At 58.7% G+C, this 20,637-nt stretch carries 22 protein-coding genes; 21 read left to right on the top strand and 1 reads right to left on the bottom strand.

Translation table 11 applies throughout. The features are described 5' to 3' along the window. Positions 1 to 10: 10 nt before the first annotated feature. On the bottom strand, positions 11 to 1,855 hold the full coding sequence (locus PL263_RS10405) for a terminase family protein (protein WP_278209366.1): 1,845 nt from the start codon (positions 1,853 to 1,855) through the stop codon (positions 11 to 13). Positions 1,856 to 2,031: 176 nt separating this feature from the next. Between PL263_RS10405 and PL263_RS10400 the strand changes: the two genes are divergently transcribed. From PL263_RS10400 to PL263_RS10300, 21 genes are all read left to right on the top strand, one after another. Then, positions 2,032 to 3,009: a GPO family capsid scaffolding protein gene (locus tag PL263_RS10400; protein WP_278209365.1), complete on the top strand. Its 978-nt coding sequence runs from the start codon at positions 2,032 to 2,034 to the stop codon at positions 3,007 to 3,009. Positions 3,010 to 3,042: 33 nt separating this feature from the next. Next, positions 3,043 to 4,167, top strand: coding sequence for a P2 family phage major capsid protein (locus PL263_RS10395; RefSeq protein ID WP_278209364.1), 1,125 nt, complete (start codon positions 3,043 to 3,045; stop codon positions 4,165 to 4,167). A 2-nt stretch (positions 4,168 to 4,169) separates the two neighbouring features. Then, on the top strand, positions 4,170 to 5,018 hold the full coding sequence (gpM, locus tag PL263_RS10390) for a phage terminase small subunit (RefSeq protein WP_278209363.1): 849 nt from the start codon (positions 4,170 to 4,172) through the stop codon (positions 5,016 to 5,018). Positions 5,019 to 5,116: 98 nt separating this feature from the next. Beyond that, positions 5,117 to 5,470: a hypothetical protein gene (locus PL263_RS10385; protein ID WP_278209362.1), complete on the top strand. Its 354-nt coding sequence runs from the start codon at positions 5,117 to 5,119 to the stop codon at positions 5,468 to 5,470. Between the two features lie 64 nt (positions 5,471 to 5,534). Continuing rightward, positions 5,535 to 6,032, top strand: a complete 498-nt coding sequence (locus PL263_RS10380) for a head completion/stabilization protein (protein WP_278209361.1) — start codon at positions 5,535 to 5,537, stop codon at positions 6,030 to 6,032. A gap of 14 nt (positions 6,033 to 6,046) precedes the next feature. Continuing rightward, positions 6,047 to 7,426 carry a hypothetical protein gene (locus PL263_RS10375; protein ID WP_278209360.1) on the top strand — a complete coding sequence of 460 codons (1,380 nt, stop codon included), beginning with the start codon at positions 6,047 to 6,049 and terminating at the stop codon, positions 7,424 to 7,426. Between the two features lie 2 nt (positions 7,427 to 7,428). Then, entirely contained in the window at positions 7,429 to 7,758 is a 330-nt protein-coding gene (locus PL263_RS10370) for a phage holin family protein (protein ID WP_278209359.1), read from the top strand. Beyond that, positions 7,755 to 8,171, top strand: coding sequence for a phage tail protein (locus tag PL263_RS10365; protein ID WP_278209358.1), 417 nt, complete (start codon positions 7,755 to 7,757; stop codon positions 8,169 to 8,171). The genes PL263_RS10370 and PL263_RS10365 overlap by 4 nt, the downstream gene beginning before the upstream one ends. After that, positions 8,155 to 8,859 carry a phage virion morphogenesis protein gene (locus PL263_RS10360; RefSeq protein ID WP_278209357.1) on the top strand — a complete coding sequence of 235 codons (705 nt, stop codon included), beginning with the start codon at positions 8,155 to 8,157 and terminating at the stop codon, positions 8,857 to 8,859. The genes PL263_RS10365 and PL263_RS10360 overlap by 17 nt, the downstream gene beginning before the upstream one ends. Further along, entirely contained in the window at positions 8,856 to 9,293 is a 438-nt protein-coding gene (locus PL263_RS10355) for a hypothetical protein (RefSeq protein WP_278209356.1), read from the top strand. The genes PL263_RS10360 and PL263_RS10355 overlap by 4 nt, the downstream gene beginning before the upstream one ends. A 9-nt stretch (positions 9,294 to 9,302) precedes the next feature. Beyond that, a complete protein-coding gene (locus PL263_RS10350) occupies positions 9,303 to 9,944 on the top strand; it encodes a phage tail tube protein (RefSeq protein ID WP_278209355.1) in 642 nt (213 codons plus the stop codon). A 3-nt stretch (positions 9,945 to 9,947) separates the two neighbouring features. Beyond that, positions 9,948 to 10,226: a hypothetical protein gene (locus PL263_RS10345; protein WP_278209354.1), complete on the top strand. Its 279-nt coding sequence runs from the start codon at positions 9,948 to 9,950 to the stop codon at positions 10,224 to 10,226. After that, positions 10,223 to 10,582, top strand: a complete 360-nt coding sequence (locus PL263_RS10340) for a hypothetical protein (RefSeq protein ID WP_278209353.1) — start codon at positions 10,223 to 10,225, stop codon at positions 10,580 to 10,582. Before PL263_RS10345 ends, PL263_RS10340 begins: the two co-directional genes overlap by 4 nt. 11 nt (positions 10,583 to 10,593) lie before the next feature. Next, positions 10,594 to 10,779, top strand: coding sequence for a hypothetical protein (locus PL263_RS10335; protein WP_278209352.1), 186 nt, complete (start codon positions 10,594 to 10,596; stop codon positions 10,777 to 10,779). Then, entirely contained in the window at positions 10,766 to 12,886 is a 2,121-nt protein-coding gene (locus tag PL263_RS10330) for a hypothetical protein (protein WP_278209351.1), read from the top strand. The genes PL263_RS10335 and PL263_RS10330 overlap by 14 nt, the downstream gene beginning before the upstream one ends. Next, entirely contained in the window at positions 12,883 to 13,227 is a 345-nt protein-coding gene (locus tag PL263_RS10325; RefSeq protein WP_278209350.1) for a hypothetical protein, read from the top strand. Before PL263_RS10330 ends, PL263_RS10325 begins: the two co-directional genes overlap by 4 nt. After that, a complete protein-coding gene (locus PL263_RS10320) occupies positions 13,227 to 13,916 on the top strand; it encodes a phage minor tail protein L (protein WP_278209349.1) in 690 nt (229 codons plus the stop codon). Before PL263_RS10325 ends, PL263_RS10320 begins: the two co-directional genes overlap by 1 nt. Continuing rightward, positions 13,913 to 14,626, top strand: a complete 714-nt coding sequence (locus PL263_RS10315) for a C40 family peptidase (protein ID WP_278209348.1) — start codon at positions 13,913 to 13,915, stop codon at positions 14,624 to 14,626. Before PL263_RS10320 ends, PL263_RS10315 begins: the two co-directional genes overlap by 4 nt. Continuing rightward, entirely contained in the window at positions 14,623 to 15,219 is a 597-nt protein-coding gene (locus PL263_RS10310; RefSeq protein WP_278209347.1) for a hypothetical protein, read from the top strand. Before PL263_RS10315 ends, PL263_RS10310 begins: the two co-directional genes overlap by 4 nt. Further along, positions 15,216 to 19,667, top strand: coding sequence for a phage tail protein (locus PL263_RS10305; RefSeq protein ID WP_278209346.1), 4,452 nt, complete (start codon positions 15,216 to 15,218; stop codon positions 19,665 to 19,667). Before PL263_RS10310 ends, PL263_RS10305 begins: the two co-directional genes overlap by 4 nt. Next, a complete protein-coding gene (locus PL263_RS10300) occupies positions 19,667 to 20,320 on the top strand; it encodes a hypothetical protein (RefSeq protein WP_278209345.1) in 654 nt (217 codons plus the stop codon). Before PL263_RS10305 ends, PL263_RS10300 begins: the two co-directional genes overlap by 1 nt. The last annotated feature ends 317 nt before the right edge of the window (positions 20,321 to 20,637 follow it).

Genomic DNA, 20,637 nt, shown 5'->3' with positions numbered 1-20,637 from the left:
CGGTCTCCGGTTAGTCGCTAAAGGTTGCGGTAGCTTTCCGCGCGTTGTTGTCGATCGGTTCGTAATGCAGGGCGTGCATGATGCTCCAGGCGATATCGGCGTGGCCGGCCTCGGTGCTGCGGTTGCTGGCGTAGGTGATCTGGCCGCTGCCGGTGGTGGTTTTGGTAATCATCAGAAAGGCGCGGGTGATCTCGTGGTCGCCGGCGCGGTACTTCAGGCGGGCGTTCTCGATCACGTCCAGCGCTTTTACGACCAGCTTGGTTTTCATGTCCATGCTGTAGTGGATCGGCGTGACGGACGGGTACCACACTTGCACCAACTCATAGACACCGTGGCCGATGCCGGTGGTGTCGATGCCGATGTGCTGCACGTTGTGGGTGTCGCGCACGTCCTTGATCCGGTTGCTTTGGTACTGAAAGTTCTGGCCGTGGTAGCTGTCGGTGCGCAGTACCCGCCAGGCCTCGCCGGGCACCAACGGGATAGCCAGCGCCGCCAGGCTGGCATTGTCGCGGGTGCGGCTCGGGTCGTAGCCCAACGCCACCGGCTTATTGCCGAACGGCCGGGCGTGTTCCGGTTTGTAGTCCGGCCATTCATCCACTTCCACGGTGCATGCCAGCAGTTTGGACAGCGAGAATACCGATTGGCTGTCGTCGATAAACTTGCACATGAACAAGTTGGCGAAATCGTCCTCGCTGTATTCGTCCATCAGTTCGTCGATGTCGAACAGGTCGCAGCCTTGGTCTTCGGCATCCTTCACCGTCACCATGTGCCGCCACTTTTTGTCCGGGCCGTAGGCGCCGTTCGTCAGTGCGGCATGGCTGATGTCGAACTCCACCTTGTCCTTGTCGGCGCGGCGCTGGTTATAAATCTCGCCGGACCATTCCGCGTACGCCTCGTGGCTGATCGCCGACGGCGTGGAGAACTTGGTGATCCGCCACTTTTTGTGCGCGGCCATCCCGCTGGCCACCTTGTTGAGCTTTTTGTAATTGGGTATCCAGAACACCTCGTCGATGTACAGATGGCCGTGGTAACTCTGCGCCGTGGTGCTGTTGGTGGACAAAAACCGCAGCTCGGCGCCGTTGGACAGGATGATCACGCCCTGGCCTTTCAGCTCCACGTCGAAACAATTTTTGGCATAGGCGATGATGTAGGCTTTGAATACCTCGGCTTGGTCGCGGCTGGCGGACAGGAAAATGCAGTTTTCGGCGGTTCTTATTGATCTATCGAGCGCCTCGAATGCGAAATATGCGGTTGCCCCGATCTGCCGGCTTTTCAGAATTAGTCGAATGCGGTCGTTCCGGTGGGCGTACCAAAGCTCCTGATAATCAAATACTCCGCGCCAAACTTCTTTGTTGTTTTCGTCGGTGTCTTTGAACAGATGATTGCGCCTGGCGTCGTCCAACATCTCCGGTGTGATGCCCGAGACGTCGTTTTTCGGGGTTTTCTTCTTGCGCTTCTCGGGTTTCTCGGATTTTTCCGCCGGCTGTGAAAAATTCGCCTCACCAGGAACGCCGACATTCAACGATCTGCCACTAGCCAATGCATTTGCTTGGGCTTCTATCAGCGAGGCCTTAGCCAGCTCTATTTTGAGATTTCCGAAATTTTTGGTCAGCGCCGTAAATTCGGCCAGCTCCGCTTCGGTCTTGTTCTCCCGTTCCGCCAGCACATTGATGCGCCTGGCCAAAGCAATCTCCACCGTATCCGGCGGGCAATAGCTGTCCCAGTCCTGCGCATCGCGCCACTTGTACAAAGTCCGCGTCGGCACGCCGGTTTCCCGCTCGATCTCGGGCACCGCATAGCCGCGCACATATAGCGCTTTGGCGGTTTGTTGGAGTTCCGGGGCGTAGCGTTTCATGGCGGTCCGATAATGGTGTTTCCCTCATTATCAGGTGTTTAAAACCGCCGAACGCCCGCCGCCAGTCCTGAAAATTCCTATATCCGCGAAATAGGTACAACAAGGAACGGCGCCGGTTGCCGCACCGCACGAAACCGCTAATCTGTCGCCAAACCAACACCCGTTTTTGAGTGAACATGGCAGACAGAGTCCTCCGCACAGATTACAAACGCATCGGCCGCAGCGGCCAGACGGTAGACGGCCGCGTGATCGATCCGGCGTGGATCGATCAGATGGCGGAAACCTACAACAAGGAACTGTTCACCGCGTTGATCTGGCCGGACCACTCGCGCTGGATGAATTACGGCGTGGTGGAAGAACTGCGCGCGACCGACAACGAAGAAGGCGGCCGCGATCTGTGGGCGGTGCTGTCGCCGAATCAATCCTACCTGTCGGACAACCGCTACGGCCAACGCCTGTTTACCAGCATGGAAATTACCTTCGATTTCCGCAAATCCGGCAAAGCCTATCTGACCGGCCTGGGCGCTACCGACGACCCAGCCAGCGTCGGCACCACCGAGATCCGCTTCAGCAAATTGGCAAAACAAGCCGGTGTCGAGCTGTCCGCGTTTATCGAAGCCGAAACCAAAACCTTCACCGACCAGAGGCCTGAATCGCTGCTGGATCAAATCAAAGCACTGTTCAACAAAAACCAAACCCACGAGGACGACGACATGGCAACGAAAGCCGAGATCGCACAAATGAATCAAGGTCTGGAAGACCTGAAAGCCATGTTCAGCAAATTGACCGGCGGCAAACCCACGGACGACAAAGCCCCCGGCACCGAACTGACCGCATCGGAGCAACGCATCGTCGCGGCGGTGGTGAGCCAGTTCCGCAAACAGCCGGAAGAAGAAAAGCCGACCGACGATCCCAAGCCAGGCAACGACTTCGCCGCATTCACCAAGCAGATCGTCGACGCGATTCATGCCAATTTCGGCAAAAAGCCGGAAGACAACAACGGCGCCGAAGCCGCGGACCCAAAAGCGTTGAAAGACCTGCAAGCGCAATTCGCCGCACTGAAAAAGCAACTCGACGACGCATTGCAGGAACAACCCGGCACCGACGGCGGCGAGCATTTCGGCAATCAGGGCGACGCATCGCACCTTGAGTAACCCCATCACGGAACACACACATAAGGAACCGCCATGTCCCAGTCTTACATCATGAGCCCCGAAGGCCGCCAGCAACTGGATGAACTGTTTTCTGCCACCGGCCGCCATTTCCGCCGCCGGACGGTGGAACCCAGCGTCGGCCAGGAATTGGTTTACAGCCGCGCCCAATCCCGTAACTACTTCAACCGATTGAAGCATAACCCGGTTGCCGAGGCGCTGATGTATGCCGCTACGCCATCGCGGGCGCAAACTGGACAACAACAAGTGGTGGAGCTGGCGAACTGGTTCCTGGCCATGCTGCCGATGATCGGCGTGCGCGATCTGATCGGACAGAAGGTGCTGATCGGGCTATCAGGGCGCGTGGCCAGCCGTACCGACACCAGCGGCGGCGGCGAGCGTACTGCAAAACGGCTGCAAAGCACCGGAACCCAGGATTACGACCTGAAAGCTACCGAATTCGACGTCGCCTTGGCCTACGCCACGATCGACGCTTGGACCGGTTTAGGCCAGGGCGTGTTCGAACAACTGTACATGCAAGCGGTGCGCGATGCGATCAGCAACGACTTGCTGCAAACCGGTTGGACTGGCACCAGCGCCGCTACCGCCACCAACATCGGCGCTAACCCGCTGCTGCAGGATCTGAACAAAGGCTGGCTGCAAAAAATCCGCGAATACAACAGCGGTAGCCAATACCACATTGGCACCGTCGGAACCCCGATCAGCATCGGCGCTTCCAGCGGCGTCTACAAAAACCTGGACCAAGCGGTACAGGACGCCAAACTGACGGTAAGAAAATGGTATCGCGGCCGCACTGATTTGGTGGCATTGGTCTCCGATAACTTGGTCAACAACCAGGAAGGCGTTTACTACAAAACCAACGGTAATGTCGCCACCGAAAAAATGGTACTGGACGGCGCAATCCGCAAAGGCTACGGCGGTCTGCCGACCATTGTGCCGCCGTTCTTCCCGGACGGCACGATCCTGATCACGCCGTTGTCCAATCTGGCGATCTATTACCAGGACAGCAGTGTCCGCCGTCTACAACGCGATTGGCCGACAAAGAATGAGATCCAGGATTTCAACAGTATGAACCTGGGCTACGTGGTGCAAGACGAAAACGCCACGTCGTTGGTCGAAAACATCACGCTGGTGTCTTAGTCATGAGCATCCTCGACCAGATCAAAGCCAAGCAACAGGCGGATGAGGCCAACCCATACGTGCTGGTTCATCAGCCGGAGAAGCTGGCGGAACTGATCGCCAAAGCCCCGGAAAACCCGCCGGAACTGATCGACAAAGACCCGGAAAACCCGCCGGAACCCTTCGAGCCTTCGCTGTTGGCGCAGGTCAAGGCAAAACAACTGGCGGAGGCGGATGAAACCGGCGCGGACTCGGCACCCGCAGACGCCCCAGGCGACCTGGCTCACTACCAGGCCGCCATGGCGGCGGACTTAGCCACGCTGTCGGGGATTAAAGACATCGTCGAAAAGGGCAAGGCCAAGCTGCAAATGTTGCCTACGTACTGGCCGTTCGTGAAAGCGTACGTCGACAACGGCGACAACTACCCGAACGACGTCGCCGTGCGGGTGATGATCTGGTTGCTCGATACATTCGATATCGAGCGCGGCCTGGATCTGGCGTTTCACCTGATAAAACAGGGTATCCACGTCACGCCGGCCAAATTCGACCGCGATATCCCGACCGTCGTCTGCGACTCCGTCTACGACTGGGCCGCGGCGCTGCTGAAGGCCGATCCGCCGCAATCGGCCAGCCCGTATCTGGACACCTTGCTGGCGACCATCGACAACGAGCAGTGGTCGCTGGCGCCGCCGGTGCATAGCAAGCTGTTCGCCATGCTGGCCAAGCACAAAGCGCGGCTGGAGGAATGGGAGACGGTGGTATCCCTCTGCGAACGGGCCGAAGAGGTCAATCCGGAAGGTGCCGGCGTCAAGAAATTGAAAGACAAGGCCAAGGCCAAACTGGCGAAAGCGGCAACGCCGCCGGCCGAATAACGACTCCTCAAGCCCTGGCTGGCTGTCATCGCCCGAGACTCGCTGTTAGACGATGTTCTTGGCAGGTGGTTAGTCCAGGCACTAACTCAAGGTGATTTATGCGCAAACACATAACGACCTCTCTCTCCGTGGCATTGCTGGCCTTTGCCGCCGGCTGCTCTCTGCTGGCGCCGTCCGGCCCGCCTGGCGGCAAAACCGCGGTGGAACTGGCCGCGCTGGCGGCGAACGACTTGGCGCAACTGGAACAAGCCCGCACCGCCTACTGCGACAACACCCAAAACCTGCAACTGCGCGCCGCGGCGATCCAACTGATTCGGGTTTACGTGCCCGAGTTTCCGGCCGACGGGATCTGTACCGAGCTATCCACGCTATTGACCGATGTATTGCTTCGGAAAACCGGCGCGCCGGTGGCGCCGATCGATGCCAATGCCCGAGCCTCTCCAGGCCAATAACCCGTTCCCCCGTTTTTACTGCCGGTCGCAAGGCCGGCCTTTTTAACCCGCATCCGCCACGATCATGAGCCTGACCGGAAAACCCGACTTGACCACTCGCGCCCCCGTGACCAACGACGGTTTCTGGCCCGATCTGCATTCCGGCCATCTGGCCGACCGCTACCGGGTGCCAACGGAATATCCGGACGACACGATTATTTGGGGGCTGACGCTGGCCTTGGTCAACGTCAATATCGAGCTGGAACCGGTGAAAGCGGCGATTCAGGCGCTGGGATACGCCAGCCTGGCGGCCTACAACACCGCCCACCCGAACCCGCTCAACGGTGCCGACATCGAAAAAACCGAATACGAGCACGCGGTCTACGCCCGTGCCAAAGCCAAGCTGCTGCCGCAGTTCAACCTGCCCAAGCGCGCCGGCGCCGATGCCAATCCGGAAGCCGACGCCCAAACCGAACAATATTGGCTGAACGAATCGGCCAAAGCGATTGCCTGGCTATTCGCCGCCTTCGCCCCAGACCCAACCAAACTGCCAACGGCCGGCGTGCATGCGGCGTTGATTTAAGACGGAGATTTATTATGGCCAACATCGAAGACTATAAACGCCTCAGTAGTGCTCGCCGCACCGACTATGTTGTGGTGAAAGGCGAGACCGAAGGACTTGGCAAAGCTGGCCGGGTGAAGCTGAACGATATATTGATGCCGCTACAAACGGCTATCAAACCGTTTGATTTCACACCGGATTTCGGCACGCTATCAGCCACCAATGGCACGTTCGCGTTGGATCCTACCGTGCCAATTCAGGGCCTGCCGTCGGTAAAGGCAACACCGACCGCAACGTCTCCGTTTACCGGTCGGTTCACGTTCAACAACCCGGTATCGTTTGCCAAATTCGAAAATATTGTGATTCCGTTACGGATCACTAGCAACGAGGCGGCGTCCGGCATCGGTACCAGCGCGATTGATATCGTATTAACGACCACGACCGGCAAAACCGTCCGGCTAAGGGTGCATACTCTGGAGACCGCACCGAGCTTATTTTATGCGTTCGAGTGGCACCGAAATCAGGATAAGACCAACTCCAATTTTTTCAATTATGCCAATGGCGCGACAGTCGACACACTGGACAGCGAAGCGATCGCGACTTTCGATTTGACCTTCACCACCGGCGCAAACTCGGCCAACTACCCGATCTGGATCGGCCCGCCCAAGCTGAACTGCAAATCAGAGGACAACAAAGGGATTATCTGCATTACCGCTGACGGCCCCTATGCATCGCACAAAAAGATTGCGGCCATTTTGGAAAAATACGATGTCGAAGCCTGTTTCGCCATTCGTAAGCAATTGGTTGGTGATCCGGCTGGGTTAACCGAGGAGGAAGTTATTGCGTTGGATAGAGCGGGGCACGACATCATTGCCCATGTATTCGCCAGCAACAAAACAGCCGGATTGATCAATGCCACCGACTGGCCGACCTCAAAATCCATTGCTGACGATTATCTAAACCATTGGGAGTGGATGCGGCTTATTGGCTGTATCAACGGTATTGGAGACTGCGTGAGGGCGTTCAACGATATTTTCCCTCACACCGCTACCTTAACGCGACAACTGTTAATCCGAGACGGACTGATCGCCGGCGGCGTCAATTTTATGCGCGGGTCGGAAACTGTCGTGAACCGAAAAATACCGGTCGGTTACGGACGCATCGCGCCGCTGGAAATCATCAAATACGCTCACTCGACATCTCAGACCAGCACGGAGGAGGTGATGCGGGGCCTGGTCGATCGGTGTGCTGATACCAAAGAGCTTATGACGATTTTAATCCACGGTCTGGACGGTGGATCCGGCAATCAGGGCATGACTTCATTGGCATTTGAAGCGTTTATCGAGTATGCGGTGAATCATCCCTCGATCAAGATCGAAAAATTCACCGAAGTCGGCAAACGATACTTCGCCTGATTATGATCGACAAAGACCCCACTAGTTACACATGGGTGACCTACGCCTGGGTGATGTTGCTGTCGACGCTGGGCGGCGTGGTCAGCTTCAATACCAAGCTGCGCACCGGCGCCGCGCGGCCGTTCAATATCATGGAGCTGTTGGGCGAGATTCTGACCAGCGCGTTTGTCGGCGTGCTGACCTTTTACCTGTGCGAAGCGGCCGGCGTGCCGCAATTGGTCGGGGCGGCCTTGGTCGGGATTTCCGGCCACATGGGCAGCCGGGCCATTTTCCGCTTTGAGCGCTGGGCGGAACAACGCCTGGTCGGTAGCGAAGGCAACGATCGGCCATGATCAAGCACGCCGCATTGGTCTCGTTCCTGATGCACCTGGATTATTTCGACGCGGGGAACATGGACTCGTTCGTCGACGATTTGACCGTGATCCCCGCAGGACGCGGCACGGACGCAGCGGGCCAAATCGTCGTCTGCGAAATGGAATATACCGGCGTTTACGGCATCGCGGATTACCCGCACGTGCAGTACCCGGTGCAACGCCTGCTGGCGCAGATCAGCGCCTGGCTGCTGGACCACGACACCGACCGCACCACGCCGTTCGACTTTTCGGTCAATGTCGAGACCAACCCCAGAGACGATAGCAAAGCCGATCTGGAAATCCGGATTCCGTTTCGAGAAGCCGTAACCGCATCGGCCGATGCCGGCGGCGAATTGGCCTTGGCCGGGGAGCATTATGATGTCAATGCTTAGCTTCAAAGTTGACGGCCTGGATGCCGTGATCGGCAACCTGGCGCAAATCAAATCGCCGACTCTGCGCAAACGCATCCTCGACCGCGCCGGCAAACAATTGATCCGCGCCGCCAAGGATCGCGTTGCCGCACAAACCGATCTGGACGGCAAACCGTTCGGCGACTATTCGACCAACACCAATCACACCCGTCCGCGCAAACGCAGCCGGCGCATGCTGGCTCGCATCGTCAAGCGGCTGGCCGTGATGGAGTTTAGCGACTTCGGCGCCACGGTCGGCTGGCGCAATAGCACGGAAGGCAACATCGCCGCCAAGCAGCAATTCGGTTTCAGGCAGGTGTTCAAGAAAGCCTGGCAGCGGGTGGAGTTGGACGGCAGCCGCAAGGAAAAAGACTACTACCAGTTACCGGCGACCCGGCGCCAGGCCAAGGCGCTGATCGAAGCCGGTTACAAGGTCCGCCGCCAAGGCGACAAAGGCGGCTGGAAAACGCCGACGATCAAGTGGATCACTCAAAACCTGACCATTGCCCGCGCCGGTTTGATCCTGCGCGTGCTGCGCGGCAGCAAAGACCAGTGGGAAACCAATCTGCCGCCGCGGGCGTTTCTCGGCGTGACGGATGCCGATCTGCAATTGCTGGCCGACGCCGTCGGCGCCGAGCTGCAAAAAGCCTTTGCCGGAGCCGCCGCATGATCGCGCTGCTGGATTTAAACCACGTCGTCAACCGCTTAAAAGCGCAATGCCCGCTGCTGGAAAACCGCGTCTATCAGACAGTGGAAACCAACGAAGCGGCGCTGGAAATGTTCGGCGACCCGGCGGCGTTCGTTTACCTGGCCGGCGACCAATCGGAAAGCAATCAGTTGCTGTCCGGCGTGCTGCAAGCCCACGGCAACGGCATCGCCGTGCGGCTGTCGGTGCGCAAATCCGCAACCCGCAGCGACCGCTTGAACGGCTCCGACGCCGAATCGATACGGCAATGCCGGCAGGAAATTTTGACCGCGTTGCTGGGCTGGAAGATTCCCGGCGCCAAAACGCCGCTGGAGCACAGCACCGGCTCGCTCACCGAAAAAGACCGGTATCTGCTATGGGCGGATACCTTCAATACCACCGATCATTTAACCAATTAGGAGGCCGACATGGCACAAGCCAGACTCTGGACCGACGTGGATGTGTTCATGCAATCCGCGATCGCCGCAGCGAAACCCATTACCGCGATTACCAAGGCTGCCGAAGGCGTGGTAAGCGCCGCCGCGCACGGCTATTCAACCGGCGATTATGTGCTGATTAACGCGCAGGGCATGAGCGAGCTGGACGGACGGATTTTCCGCGTTGTGTCCGTTGATGCCGGACAGTTCAAACTGGAAGGCGAGGACACCACACTGTATGCCGATTTCAGTTCCGGCAGCGCGCAAAAAATCACCTTCGGTACCACGTTGGCGACCTTGACCACGGTCAACGCCAGCGGCGGCGAGCCGGAAATGAAAGACACCACTCCCATCAGCGCCAAGCAAAAATCGTCTATCCCCGGACTATCGTCCGCGAGCGAATACAAATTCGATTCGTTGTGGGATCCGAACGACGCCGGACTGAAGGCGGCCAAAGCGGCTAGCAATACTAAGGCGCAACGGGCGTTCATGATCGTGTTTGCCGACGGTGCCCGTGTAGCGTTCTACGGCTACATCTCGGCCAACCTGCAACCGACCGGAAGCACCGGCGACGTGGTCAAGACCCCGGTCAATATCACCGCCCAAGGTGCGCTGACGTCTTACGGTAGTTAAACCATGAGCCAACGCAAACATTTAGGCGAGGCCTTGCTACAGCAGTTGGGCATCGATACGACCAATGCGGCGAAAGCGACGATTAACATCGATCACACGCCGCTGATTACCGTCCACGTCGAGTACGTGATGGTGGAACCGATACCACCAGTCGATTGGCTGCGGATCATGAATTCCGGGATTAGCCATCGGCGGTTTTTGGCATTGGTGAAAATCGGCAGCGAACGCCGGCTGAGCATCGAGCACATTATTAAACGATTCAATCTATCAATGACGCCATGAGCCAACCGTTAATCGAAAAAATCAAAGTATTGCGCACCGTGGACGTCGAGGCCGGCGGCCTCCTGTTTACCCTGCGTCGGCCGACCAATCTTGAAATCAAGGATCTGCGCGACACCAGCTCGATGCTGGATTCGCAGATTCTGCGCAGCTTCGTCACCGGCTGGAAGCAGGTCACGGAAGCCGACTTGATCCCGGGCGGCACGCCGAAAGAAGTGGCGTTCGATCCGGACTTGTTCGTGGTGTGGGTATCCGACCAACCGGACATTTACGAAAAACTGCTGGAGGCCATCATCGACAGCTACAAAACGCGGCAAGAGGAGTTGGGCCGGCTGCTAAAAAAGCCAGAACCTGGCTAGAGACTAGCCAATTGCCGGGCGGCACCAACCAGCCGCAACCGGACCAACTGAAACTGGCCGTCGATGCCTGGAACATCATGGGCGGCCTGGATTGGGCCGGACTGCCGGTCGTGGCCGAGCTATTGGGCGTGCAAGACATCGAATCGTTGATTTACCACCTGAAACTGATCCGCGACCAGAACCATGTCGGACCTTAACCTGAAAATCAAAATCGCCGGCGATAGCAGCCAGGCCGAACAAAGCGTCGGCCGGGTGGATAAAGCCTTGCGCGGTTTGGAAAGTACCGGCTCCAGCATCAACAACGTGCTGACCGGGCTGGGCGTGGGCATTTCCGTGGCCGGTCTGGCGGCATTCGTCAAGGAAGGCATCAACGCCGCCGACGCGCTGAACGATTTGGCCGACCGGTCCGGCATCGCGATCGAGAAGTTGGCCGGGCTGGAATACGCCGTCAAGATCGGTGACACCAGTATCGAGGCGTTTGTCGCGTCAGCCAACAAACTGTCGATCAATATCGCCAAAAATGCCGACGACTTTGCCAAACTCGGCATCACCGCGAAAGACCCGGTCGAGGCCTTCAAGCAACTGGCCGACGTGTTTTCCGGTATCGACGATCCGCAAAAACGGGCCGCATTCGGCGCCGCGGCGCTGGGCAAATCCTACGCCGAAATGGCACCGTTATTGGCCATGGGCGCGAGCGGCATCCAAGAGCTGATCGACAAGGGCCGGCAACATAACCCGGTCACGGCGGAGCAGGCCAAACTGGCCGGCGATTTCAATGATAAGTTGACCGAACTATCCAATCAATCGATTGGTTTTCGCAGTAAATTCGCGATGTTCGTGCTGGAACCCCTGGCAACCCTGGCCGAGTCGCTGGACAAGGACATCCAGAAATTCGGCTTGCTGGAAGGTGCCTGGCGTGGGTTTCTCGATGGCTACCAGAACTTTGCCATTCCTGGAGCCGGCGGCGGCTTGAGCGACGAACTCGACCAAATCAACCGCAAGATTGCCGAGCAGAAGCAACTATTGTCCGAGGTCAGACGCGGCGAACGCTCAGGCGGCGCGGCGCGCGAGATCGCTGAGCAGCGCGAGCTGAACCAGCTGATTCAACAGCGTGCCGATATCGAACAAAAACTCAGCGAATCGCGGCGGAAAAAATCGACGTTGGACGACGAAATGAAGATGGGTGAAGCCAATCTGAAAGCCGTCGAATCATTCATCCAAAAAGGCAACTCCGCCGCCGACGAAGCGGCCAAGGCGGCCGAATCCGCCGCCAAATCCCTGCAATCCGCCTACGAATCCACCGAACGCAGCCTGCGCAAGGAAATCGCGCTGCGCGGCGAGAACAGCGCGGCCGCGCAGATGGAATTCGAGGTGCAGTTCGGCTCGCTGGCCAAGTTGGACGAATCGCGCAAACTGGTGTTGCTGAACCTGGCCGCCGAGAAAGACGCGGTGCTGGCCAATGTCCAGGCGTACAAGGAATACGACGATATCGTCGAACAAGGTCTGGCACTTGCCGGCAAGCAGCGCGCCGCGCAATCTGAAAATTACCAACGCCTGTTCGACCGCTTCAACCCCGGCTATTCCACGCTGAGCCAAGGCATTGCCGATGTGGACCAAGCCAAGGCCCTGGGCCTGATCGACGCCGACCGGGCCAAGGCCGAATTCGACAAGTTGGGCAAGGACTACAACGATCTCGTCAATAAAGTGAATGACGGCAGCGACGAGATGTCGCAATTCGCCATCCAGGCCGCGCGCAACATCCAGACCTCGTTTGCCGATTTCATCATGAGTGCCGGCGAAGGTTTCGACGAGTTGGGCGCCAATTTCGCCAAAACCCTGGCCCGCATGGCGGCCGATGCCGCTTCGGCGCAATTGATGGATACGCTGTTAGGCAAGGGCTTCGGCACCGCCAACGCGGCCGGCAACGGCTTGCTTCAGGCCGGCTTTTCCGCCGTTAGTAGTTTTTTCGGTTTTGCCGACGGCGGCATCATGACCGCAGCCGGCCCGCTGCCGCTACGCACCTATGCCGGCGGCGGCGTTGCCCGCAGTCCGCAACTGGCATTGTTCGGCGAAGGCAGCATGCCGGAAGCCTACGTGCCACTGCCGGACGGCCGCTCGATCCCGGTCACGATGGCCGGCGGCGGTAGCGGCGGTGTCACCGTCAACATCATCAACAACAGCGGCGCCGAGGTACAGACCACCGAACGCGAAACGCCCAGCGGCAAAATCCTGGAAGTGTTGATCGACAAACGCATCAACAAATGGGCGGCCGATGCCAAGCGCCAAGGCGGCATTCTGGTATGACCGCGCTACCGTTCCCCGAAAAAATCCACCTGCGCAGCCAGCCGGCCATTGCCGATGCCTCGGACGTGATCGAGCTGGGCGATAACTACGTGCAAGCGCTGGAAACCGGCTTGAATCCGCAACACGAGGTCTGGGACGTGGTGTATTCGGCATTGAACCGCGCCGATCTGAACACGCTGTTGGGTGTGCTGGATACCGTGCGCACCGTGACGCCGGTTACCTGGACGTCTCCGCTGTACCAGGTGCAGAAGAAATACATGATCGTCAAAGACTCCCGCCGGCCGATGCCGCTCGGCGCCGACTTGTGGGAGTTCGGTTTGAAACTGCGCGAGGTGCCCTAATGGCGAATCTGAAAGGCCAAATGCACAAGCTGTCGCCCGGCGCTCGGGTCAGTTTGTTTATCCTGGATCTGAACAGCATTGGCGTAGCGGAAGTGCACCGGTTTTATCCCGGACAGGATACCGACGGCACGCCGCTGGAATACCTGGGCGATACGTATCTGCCGTATTACGTCGAAATCCGCAACGTCAAGAAATCCGGCAGCGGCCCCAGCCCGCGGCCGCGGGCCATCGTCGGCAATTACCAGGGTTTCGTCACCGAGCTGTGTCTGCAATACCAAGGCCTGGTCGGCGCCAAAGTCACCCGCCGCCGCACCATCGCCCAGTACGTGCTGAGCGATACCGCCGAATACCACGACGATGTTTATTTTATCGAGCGGCCGGTCGAGGATCTGGACGCTACGGTCGAATTCGAGCTGTCCTCGCCGCTGGATTTTCTCGATAAAGAGTTGCCGGGGCTGATCTGCGTCTCGGTGGGTTGTCCGCACGTCTACAAATCCACCGTCGGCGGTTCCGGTTGCAGTTGGCCCGGTACCGATCCGGCGAAGTGGTTCGATGCCAACGATAACCAGGTATTCAACGCTGAACTCGACGTCTGCAGCCACACCCTGGCCGGCTGCAAAGCCCGGTTCGGTGCGGATAATCCGTTGGACTACGGCGCCAATCCCGGCCTGGGCAGGTCGAACGTATGATGACCGACGCCATTCTGGAACAGATCAAAGCCCACGCCGAACGCGCCTTCCCGCTGGAGGCCTGCGGGCTGATTCTGCGCGACGCCGCCGGCGTGCGGGTGCTGGAGTGCGAAAACACCAGCGCACAGCCCGAGCAATCCTTTCTGATTGATCCAATCGTCCAGGCCCGCCATATCCGGCAAATCGCCGCGGTGTACCACAGCCACCCCAACCGCAGCGCCGAACTCAGTGCCGCCGATATCGCCAGCGCCGAGCGCTGCAATCTGCCGTTTTTGGTGGTCAGCGTGCCGGAATTCGAGATCCGCAGTTACACCCCGCGCGGCGTGGTGCCGGCGGCGTATGCCGGCCGCGACTTCGTTTACGGCGTGATGGATTGCTTGTCATTGGTCACCGATTACTACCGCCACGAGCTGGCTATCGATTTGGGCGACCCGCCGCGCAAGACCTGGGGCTGGTGGGAGGATGTGAATAATTACCACGCCTTCATCAACGGCTTTAAAGCCGCCGGCTTCGAGCGCGTGGAAAGCCCGCGCCTGCATGATGTGGTGATCATGCAATTGCGCGGCGTCTGCCCCAGCCATGCCGCGATCTACCGCGGCGACCAAGTGATTTTGCACCACGCCGGCCCGTCGGCGCCGTCGCGCGAGGAAACCTTCGGCCAATACTGGCGCAGCCGGACCGTGTGTTTTATGAGGCATAAGGACCTATGAAAACCGTCAGACTGTTCGGGGACCTGGAAAGATACAAAGCGGAATGGCGGCTGGACGTGAAAACCCCGGCCGAAGCCTTGCGCGCGATCGACGTGCAACGCGACGGCTTTTTGGCCGAGTGCGATGCCGGCAACTACGTGGCTATTTTGGTCGATCCTATCAGCCAGGAAAATTGCCGACCCATTTCAACAGATACTGCAAACGGGCCTTGGGCCAACGAAGAACTGTGGATTCTGCCGGTAATCCAGGGCGAGGTATTTGCGCCGGTGATATGGGCTGCCGTGGTATCGGCGGCAACCAGCTTGGGAGCCGGCGCCGGCCTGGCCGTGTTTTTGGGCGAAATGGCGGTGGCTATTGTCAACATCGGTATCTCGATGGCGTTTTCAGCCGTCGCTACTTTAATGACCAGCAAAAAGCGCAACACCTCCGCACCCATGCAAGAACGCCCCGACAACAAGCCGTCGTTCATCGCCGACGGCGTCGTCAACCTCACGGCGGCCGGCCATCCGCACCCGATCCTGGTCGGCGACGTGCCGGATGTGGGCTGTATCGTGCTGTCGTCGGATTATTGGGTGGAGGATCTGCCGTTATGAGTCAGCAACTTGCGGTAATCGGCGGCGCGATGGGCGGCGGTGGCGGCGGCGATGGTGGTGCACGCACGCCCATTTATCAGGCCGATACCGTTCGCTCGCGCGGCGTGATCGAAATCGTCGGCGAATGGTGCTGGGGCGAGATCGCCGGTTTTCCCTACGACGACCCCTTGAAGGGCGTCAAACTGGACGGCACCCCGGTGAAAGATGCCGACGGCAATGTGATGATCGAAGGCGTGTCGTTCGATTACCGCCTCGGCACCCAAAACCAATCCTACATTCCCGGCACGCTGGGCAATGCCGCGGCCTCGCCGGAATCGGTCAATGTCAACGTATTGCACGCCACGCCGATTACCCGCACCGTCACCGGCTGCGATGCGGTACGGGTGATTTTGACCTTTGCCGGCCTGTACTATCAAAACCCAAACACAGGCGACCGCACCGGTACCACGGTTAATGTGCAAATCGATGTCCGCGTCAACGGCGCCGGCGCCTGGCTGCCGGTGGATTTGGCCGGCCGCGGCACGGTATCGGATAAGCAGGATGGGGCTTATCAGAGGATGTATGTGGTCGATCTGCGCCAGTTCAGCGCCAGCGCCAGCGAATTCGATATCCGAGTGACCCGCGTCACTCCGGACCCGGACAGCAACACTCAAAACGCCTTCAAGTGGGATTCATTGGTTAAATTGACCTACGCCAAGCTGCGCCGGCCCAACATCGCCCACTTTCGGTTGACGCTGGACACCCGCTATTTTTCGCAAGTGCCGAAAATCTCCTGCCATCTGCGCGGCTGGCTCTGTTTAGTGCCGCATGCCTTGGTCTACAACCCGGAAACCCGAGCATATACCGGCGCGGATTGGGACGGCACCTTGGTCCGCGCCGTTAACCGTAACCCGGCCTGGTTTTTGTATACGCTGCTGCTCACCGAAGGCCAAGGCCTGGGCGATTACATCGACCCGGCCTATCAAGACAAGTGGCTGATCTACAAAATCGCCCAGCGCTGCGACCAGTTAGTCAACGACGGCAGGGGCGGCCAGGAGTTTCGCTATTCGATCGACGCCTGGATCTCGGAAAGCGTGTCGGCTTACGAGATGATCAACCAAATCGCCGGCACTTTCGACGCCCAGGCACTGTGGAGCGGCAACCAGGTCTATCTGACCCAGGACGCGCCCAAGCCGGTGCGCAATTTGTACGTGCCGGCCAACGTCGCCAAAGGCCGCTTTGCTTATTCCAGCAGCGCCCGCCAGGTGCGTTATAGCTCGGTCTGCCACAAATACCACGACAGAGACGACCAGAGCAGACTGGTACCGGAATATTACGACAACCGTGAAGCCCGCAAACGCTACGGCTATCTGTACAAAGAACAAACCATGCTCGGCTGCTATTCCCGCGGCCAGGCGGCCAGGGCCAACCGCCGCCTGGTCTATACCGGTCTGCTGGAAACCGATGCCGTGGTATTCAGCCCCAGCATGGCGGCGTTCCGCGACTTGCCGGGCGACGTGATCCGCATCGCCAACCCGCGCCGGCAGGGCCGCAAGCGTATGGGCGGCCGCGTGCTGGCCGGCTCGACCGCGTCGTCGGTAGTGTTGGATGCGCCGGTCACGTTGGCGGCCGGCATCGGTTACCGGCTTTCGGTGATTTCCAGCGACGGCGAGGTGATGGATGCCGCGGTCAGCAACGCAGCCGGCGTGCATAGCGTGTTGAATCTTGCCAGCGCCTTGGCCGAAGCGCCGCAAGCGGAAATGGAGTGGATCGTTTACGACCCCAACTCGGTGGCCGAGCTGTACCGGATTCTGGAAATCAGCGAGAACGACGACATCACGGACGGTGCTTACACTATCAGCGCGATCCAATACGACCCGGCCAAGTACGATTTCATCGACGCGCTGGGCACGCTGGAACCGACTTTGCCGCCGATCTACCAACCCGCCCGCAACGGCGTGGTGGCGCCGTCCGGGCTGCAGGTGGTGCCCGGCGTCTATCTGGCGCTGGAAGGCATGCGCCGTTACATCGACATCAGTTGGTCGCGCTCGACCGATCCATTCCTGCGCGGCTATGCGCTGTTGGTACGCCAGGATGGCGCGGTCATATTCGAAGACATCATCGACTCACAATCGAAGCGGATTTTGAATCCTGCCGTCGGCGAATATCAAATCACATTGTCGGCAATCAATATTTTCGGCAAGTATTCGAGTTCGATCAGCGTCAATTACACGCTGGAAGAGCTGTACCCGATCGAAGCCATCAGCATCACCGATCTGGAAATCCTCGGCGGCGGTGCCACGTTTGCGGGGCGAGTCATCGAACTGGATTGGGATAACGACGCCCAGTCGGTGCTGGGGTTTTCAGCCAGTTACGGCGCCGGGCAGGGCGGCCAGTCGCCGTGGTTTCGGGATTACCAGGTTGATATCTACGCCGGCGCCACGCTGTTGCGTTCCGAGTTCCCGACCGAATCGCGTTACCAATACACCTACGAGCAAAACCTGGAGGACGGCGGCCCGCGCCGCAGCATTACCGCCAAAGTGCGGGCGCGCGACATGCATGGCCGTTACAGCCAGCAGGCCGAGATCACGGTCAGTAATCCGGCGCCGGCGGCGATATCGGCGGTTAGCGTCAACGCCGGCTTCAAGTCGCTGATTTTGACCTACACCCGGCCAACCGATAACGATTGGGCCGGGGCGATTGTGTTTGTCGGCACAGCGACCGGATTTACCCCGAGCGCCGGCAACCGGGTGTATGTTGGCAGCGACGCCACCATCACGATTCCCAACCTGCTCGAGGGCACGCCCTACTTTATCCGGATTGCCAGTTTCGACGCCTTCGGCGGCGTCGACGACTACGTGCTGAGCGGTACCGAGTACACCAAGACCATTTCATCCATCGCGCTGCCGGATCCGGAAGCCATTAAAAACGGCCTGCAGACGGCGCTGGATACCGCGGTCGATCCGTTGGTATTCGAAGCCGACGTGTTTGCGCTGCGCCTGGCCGGAGTGGAGAAAACCCCGTTCATTGTCGGCGTACACCAAGGCCAGCCCGCGATATTGATGGATGCCGACGTGGTGGTCACCGGCGCTTTGTCGGCGGATCAATTGATCGGCGGCCGCATCGCCGCAACCGAGGACATCATCGTCGGCAACGGCAACGCCCGCATCAACGGCAACGGCTCGATCATCGTCTACAACGGCGCCGATACCGTCAGCAACCGCGACTTTGCCATGCTCAGCGGCGGCACGCTGACCTTCCAGCGCTACCGTGGCGGTGCTTATCACGAGTACAAATCGGTGCGGCGGGTGGAGTACGGCCAAGCCAACAGCGGCGAAACCGTCACCTTGCCGGGTTACTGGGACGCGCAGCCTCGTTTAATGGTCTCGCCGGCCTCGTTGCGCAGTTACGACGCGGCCAATGTCAGTTCCACCCAGACCTGGACCGTGCGCGGCCAAAATCTGCATGAAGTCACGGCCGGATCGGGCGTCTGGGCCTTTGATGCGATTGCCGAGCTGAATTACGCCAGCAGCGCCGGCGTCAATACCGTGGCCAGCAACTCGGGGCCGTTATCGGTCAACGGTTGGACCAGCGGCAATTCGATCCTGCCTAACAACACCGCCTCGATCAACGTCGAGGCCAAGTTCAGCAGCGTGCGCGGCAACGGTATCAGCACCTACGGCTATTTTTACCGCACCGTGACCTGGACGGTGCAGGGCTGGAACGGCACGATCTGGCTGGATTTGGCGACGAAATCGCGCAATATCCTGGCGTCGGAACATGGCCAGCAGATCACCGACACCCAGTCGGTCAATATCGATTCGGGTATCAGCATGATCCGGCTGGTGTTTGTGGCGTCGGATACCAACGGCAGCATTTACACCATCGCGCCGCATGCCGATGAATATGATTATTCGACAGCGAGTGTGCCGAGTAACGGGGCATCAGTGACGGCATCTGCTGACGCCTATTGGCCTGTCACCGTCGATACCGGCCAATTGCCTCTAAACGGAACGGAATATTCGCCTCCTTCAGGCAGCCAAATTTATAAAATCGTGTACTCGGTAGAGTACTTGCAAACGGCGATCGATAATTCTTCAAACGGCACAGGTGGTTTGTCTAATGCCTACGCCTACGGCGGTAATACTATCCTGCTGTCGAATTCATTGAATCCTGTATTACCCGCTGCTCCGACGTTTCCGCAGTCTGGAGGGTTCGGCTCATTTTCATCGGGAGAAATCGTAACCGACACATACCAGTCCACGTTCTGGAAAGCCAGGATTATCGCGCAAGAATCAAACACCAGCTTTGTCTTAAGGAATATGACTGCCGTCGTTTATTTGAAACAACTACAAGCGAATTCGGCTACACCTGCTAACAATTTCACCTTCCAAAACTACGCCTGGAACATCTCCGGATCGACCGCAATCGCGGTGGGAGCGCTGAACTGGATGGCGTTGGGGGATTAATGGACCTTTACCAAGCCGGACAAATCAACCTGACTAACGCCAGCGACCTGGTTGAAGGCCTGGGCACGCGCTGGCTGAATTACATCGCTGCCGGCGATGTGCTGCATGTCGACGGCAATACTTATTCGATCGCGGAGATACTTGCCAATCACCGGTTGCGTCTCGAAGCGTCCTATCCAGGGCCGACGGCAACGCAACGGCGCTATTCAATTGCCCGGCAACCGGTCGTGAAAACCATCGCCGATTACATTGCCGAAACCTCGCAGCGAGTCAACGAGCACTTGGCACAACTGGACGAATTGCCGCTGACTTTTTCCGGGTCGCTATGGCAGGTTGATGCTAAGAGCCGGGAGAACGTCACGGGCAAGATTGCGGAAATCAATTCCAAGCAGGCACTCGGTGTATCGGTGCCCATCGCCGACTTATTTTGGCGCGACATCGACAACACCACGCATACCTGGTCAACGGTTGAAAATTACCTGGCGTGGCTGCACGGCTTTGTGTCCACCTACGGCAGCCGCCGCACGGCACTGTACCGATCCGCGTTCGCCCACAAAGCGGCGCTGGATGCGATCGCGACCAATACCGCGCTGACCGATGCGCAAAAGATCGAATCGATCCGCAATTACGATTTCACCACCGGCTGGAGTTAACCGATGTTGTTCACCAACCAAGTCGGACATTGGCTGATCAGACTCGCAGTTGAGCTGCTGAAGCGCACGAAAAAATAGACGGTGCGACCGCAAGGAATGTTGGCGCACTCCTTGCGACCACCTTTCGCAGAATGCGCTGCGTCCAGCCTAGGCACCGTGCTGTGCACACAGCGGGCTTAAGGCTAGTACATGGCCACGATTTATGGAAATTTTGAAATGCGGGAAATGTGAAAGAAAGTTAGCCGAAGCGGATTACCGGGAGAACTCGATCAAGTGTCCGCGCTGTAAAACCTTAAACGTCATCAGGGCCTCGAGCC

This window comes from Methylomonas sp. EFPC3 (assembly GCF_029643245.1).
GTDB lineage: Bacteria > Pseudomonadota > Gammaproteobacteria > Methylococcales > Methylomonadaceae > Methylomonas > Methylomonas koyamae_B.
This window is presented reverse-complemented; position numbering and strand designations above follow the sequence as displayed.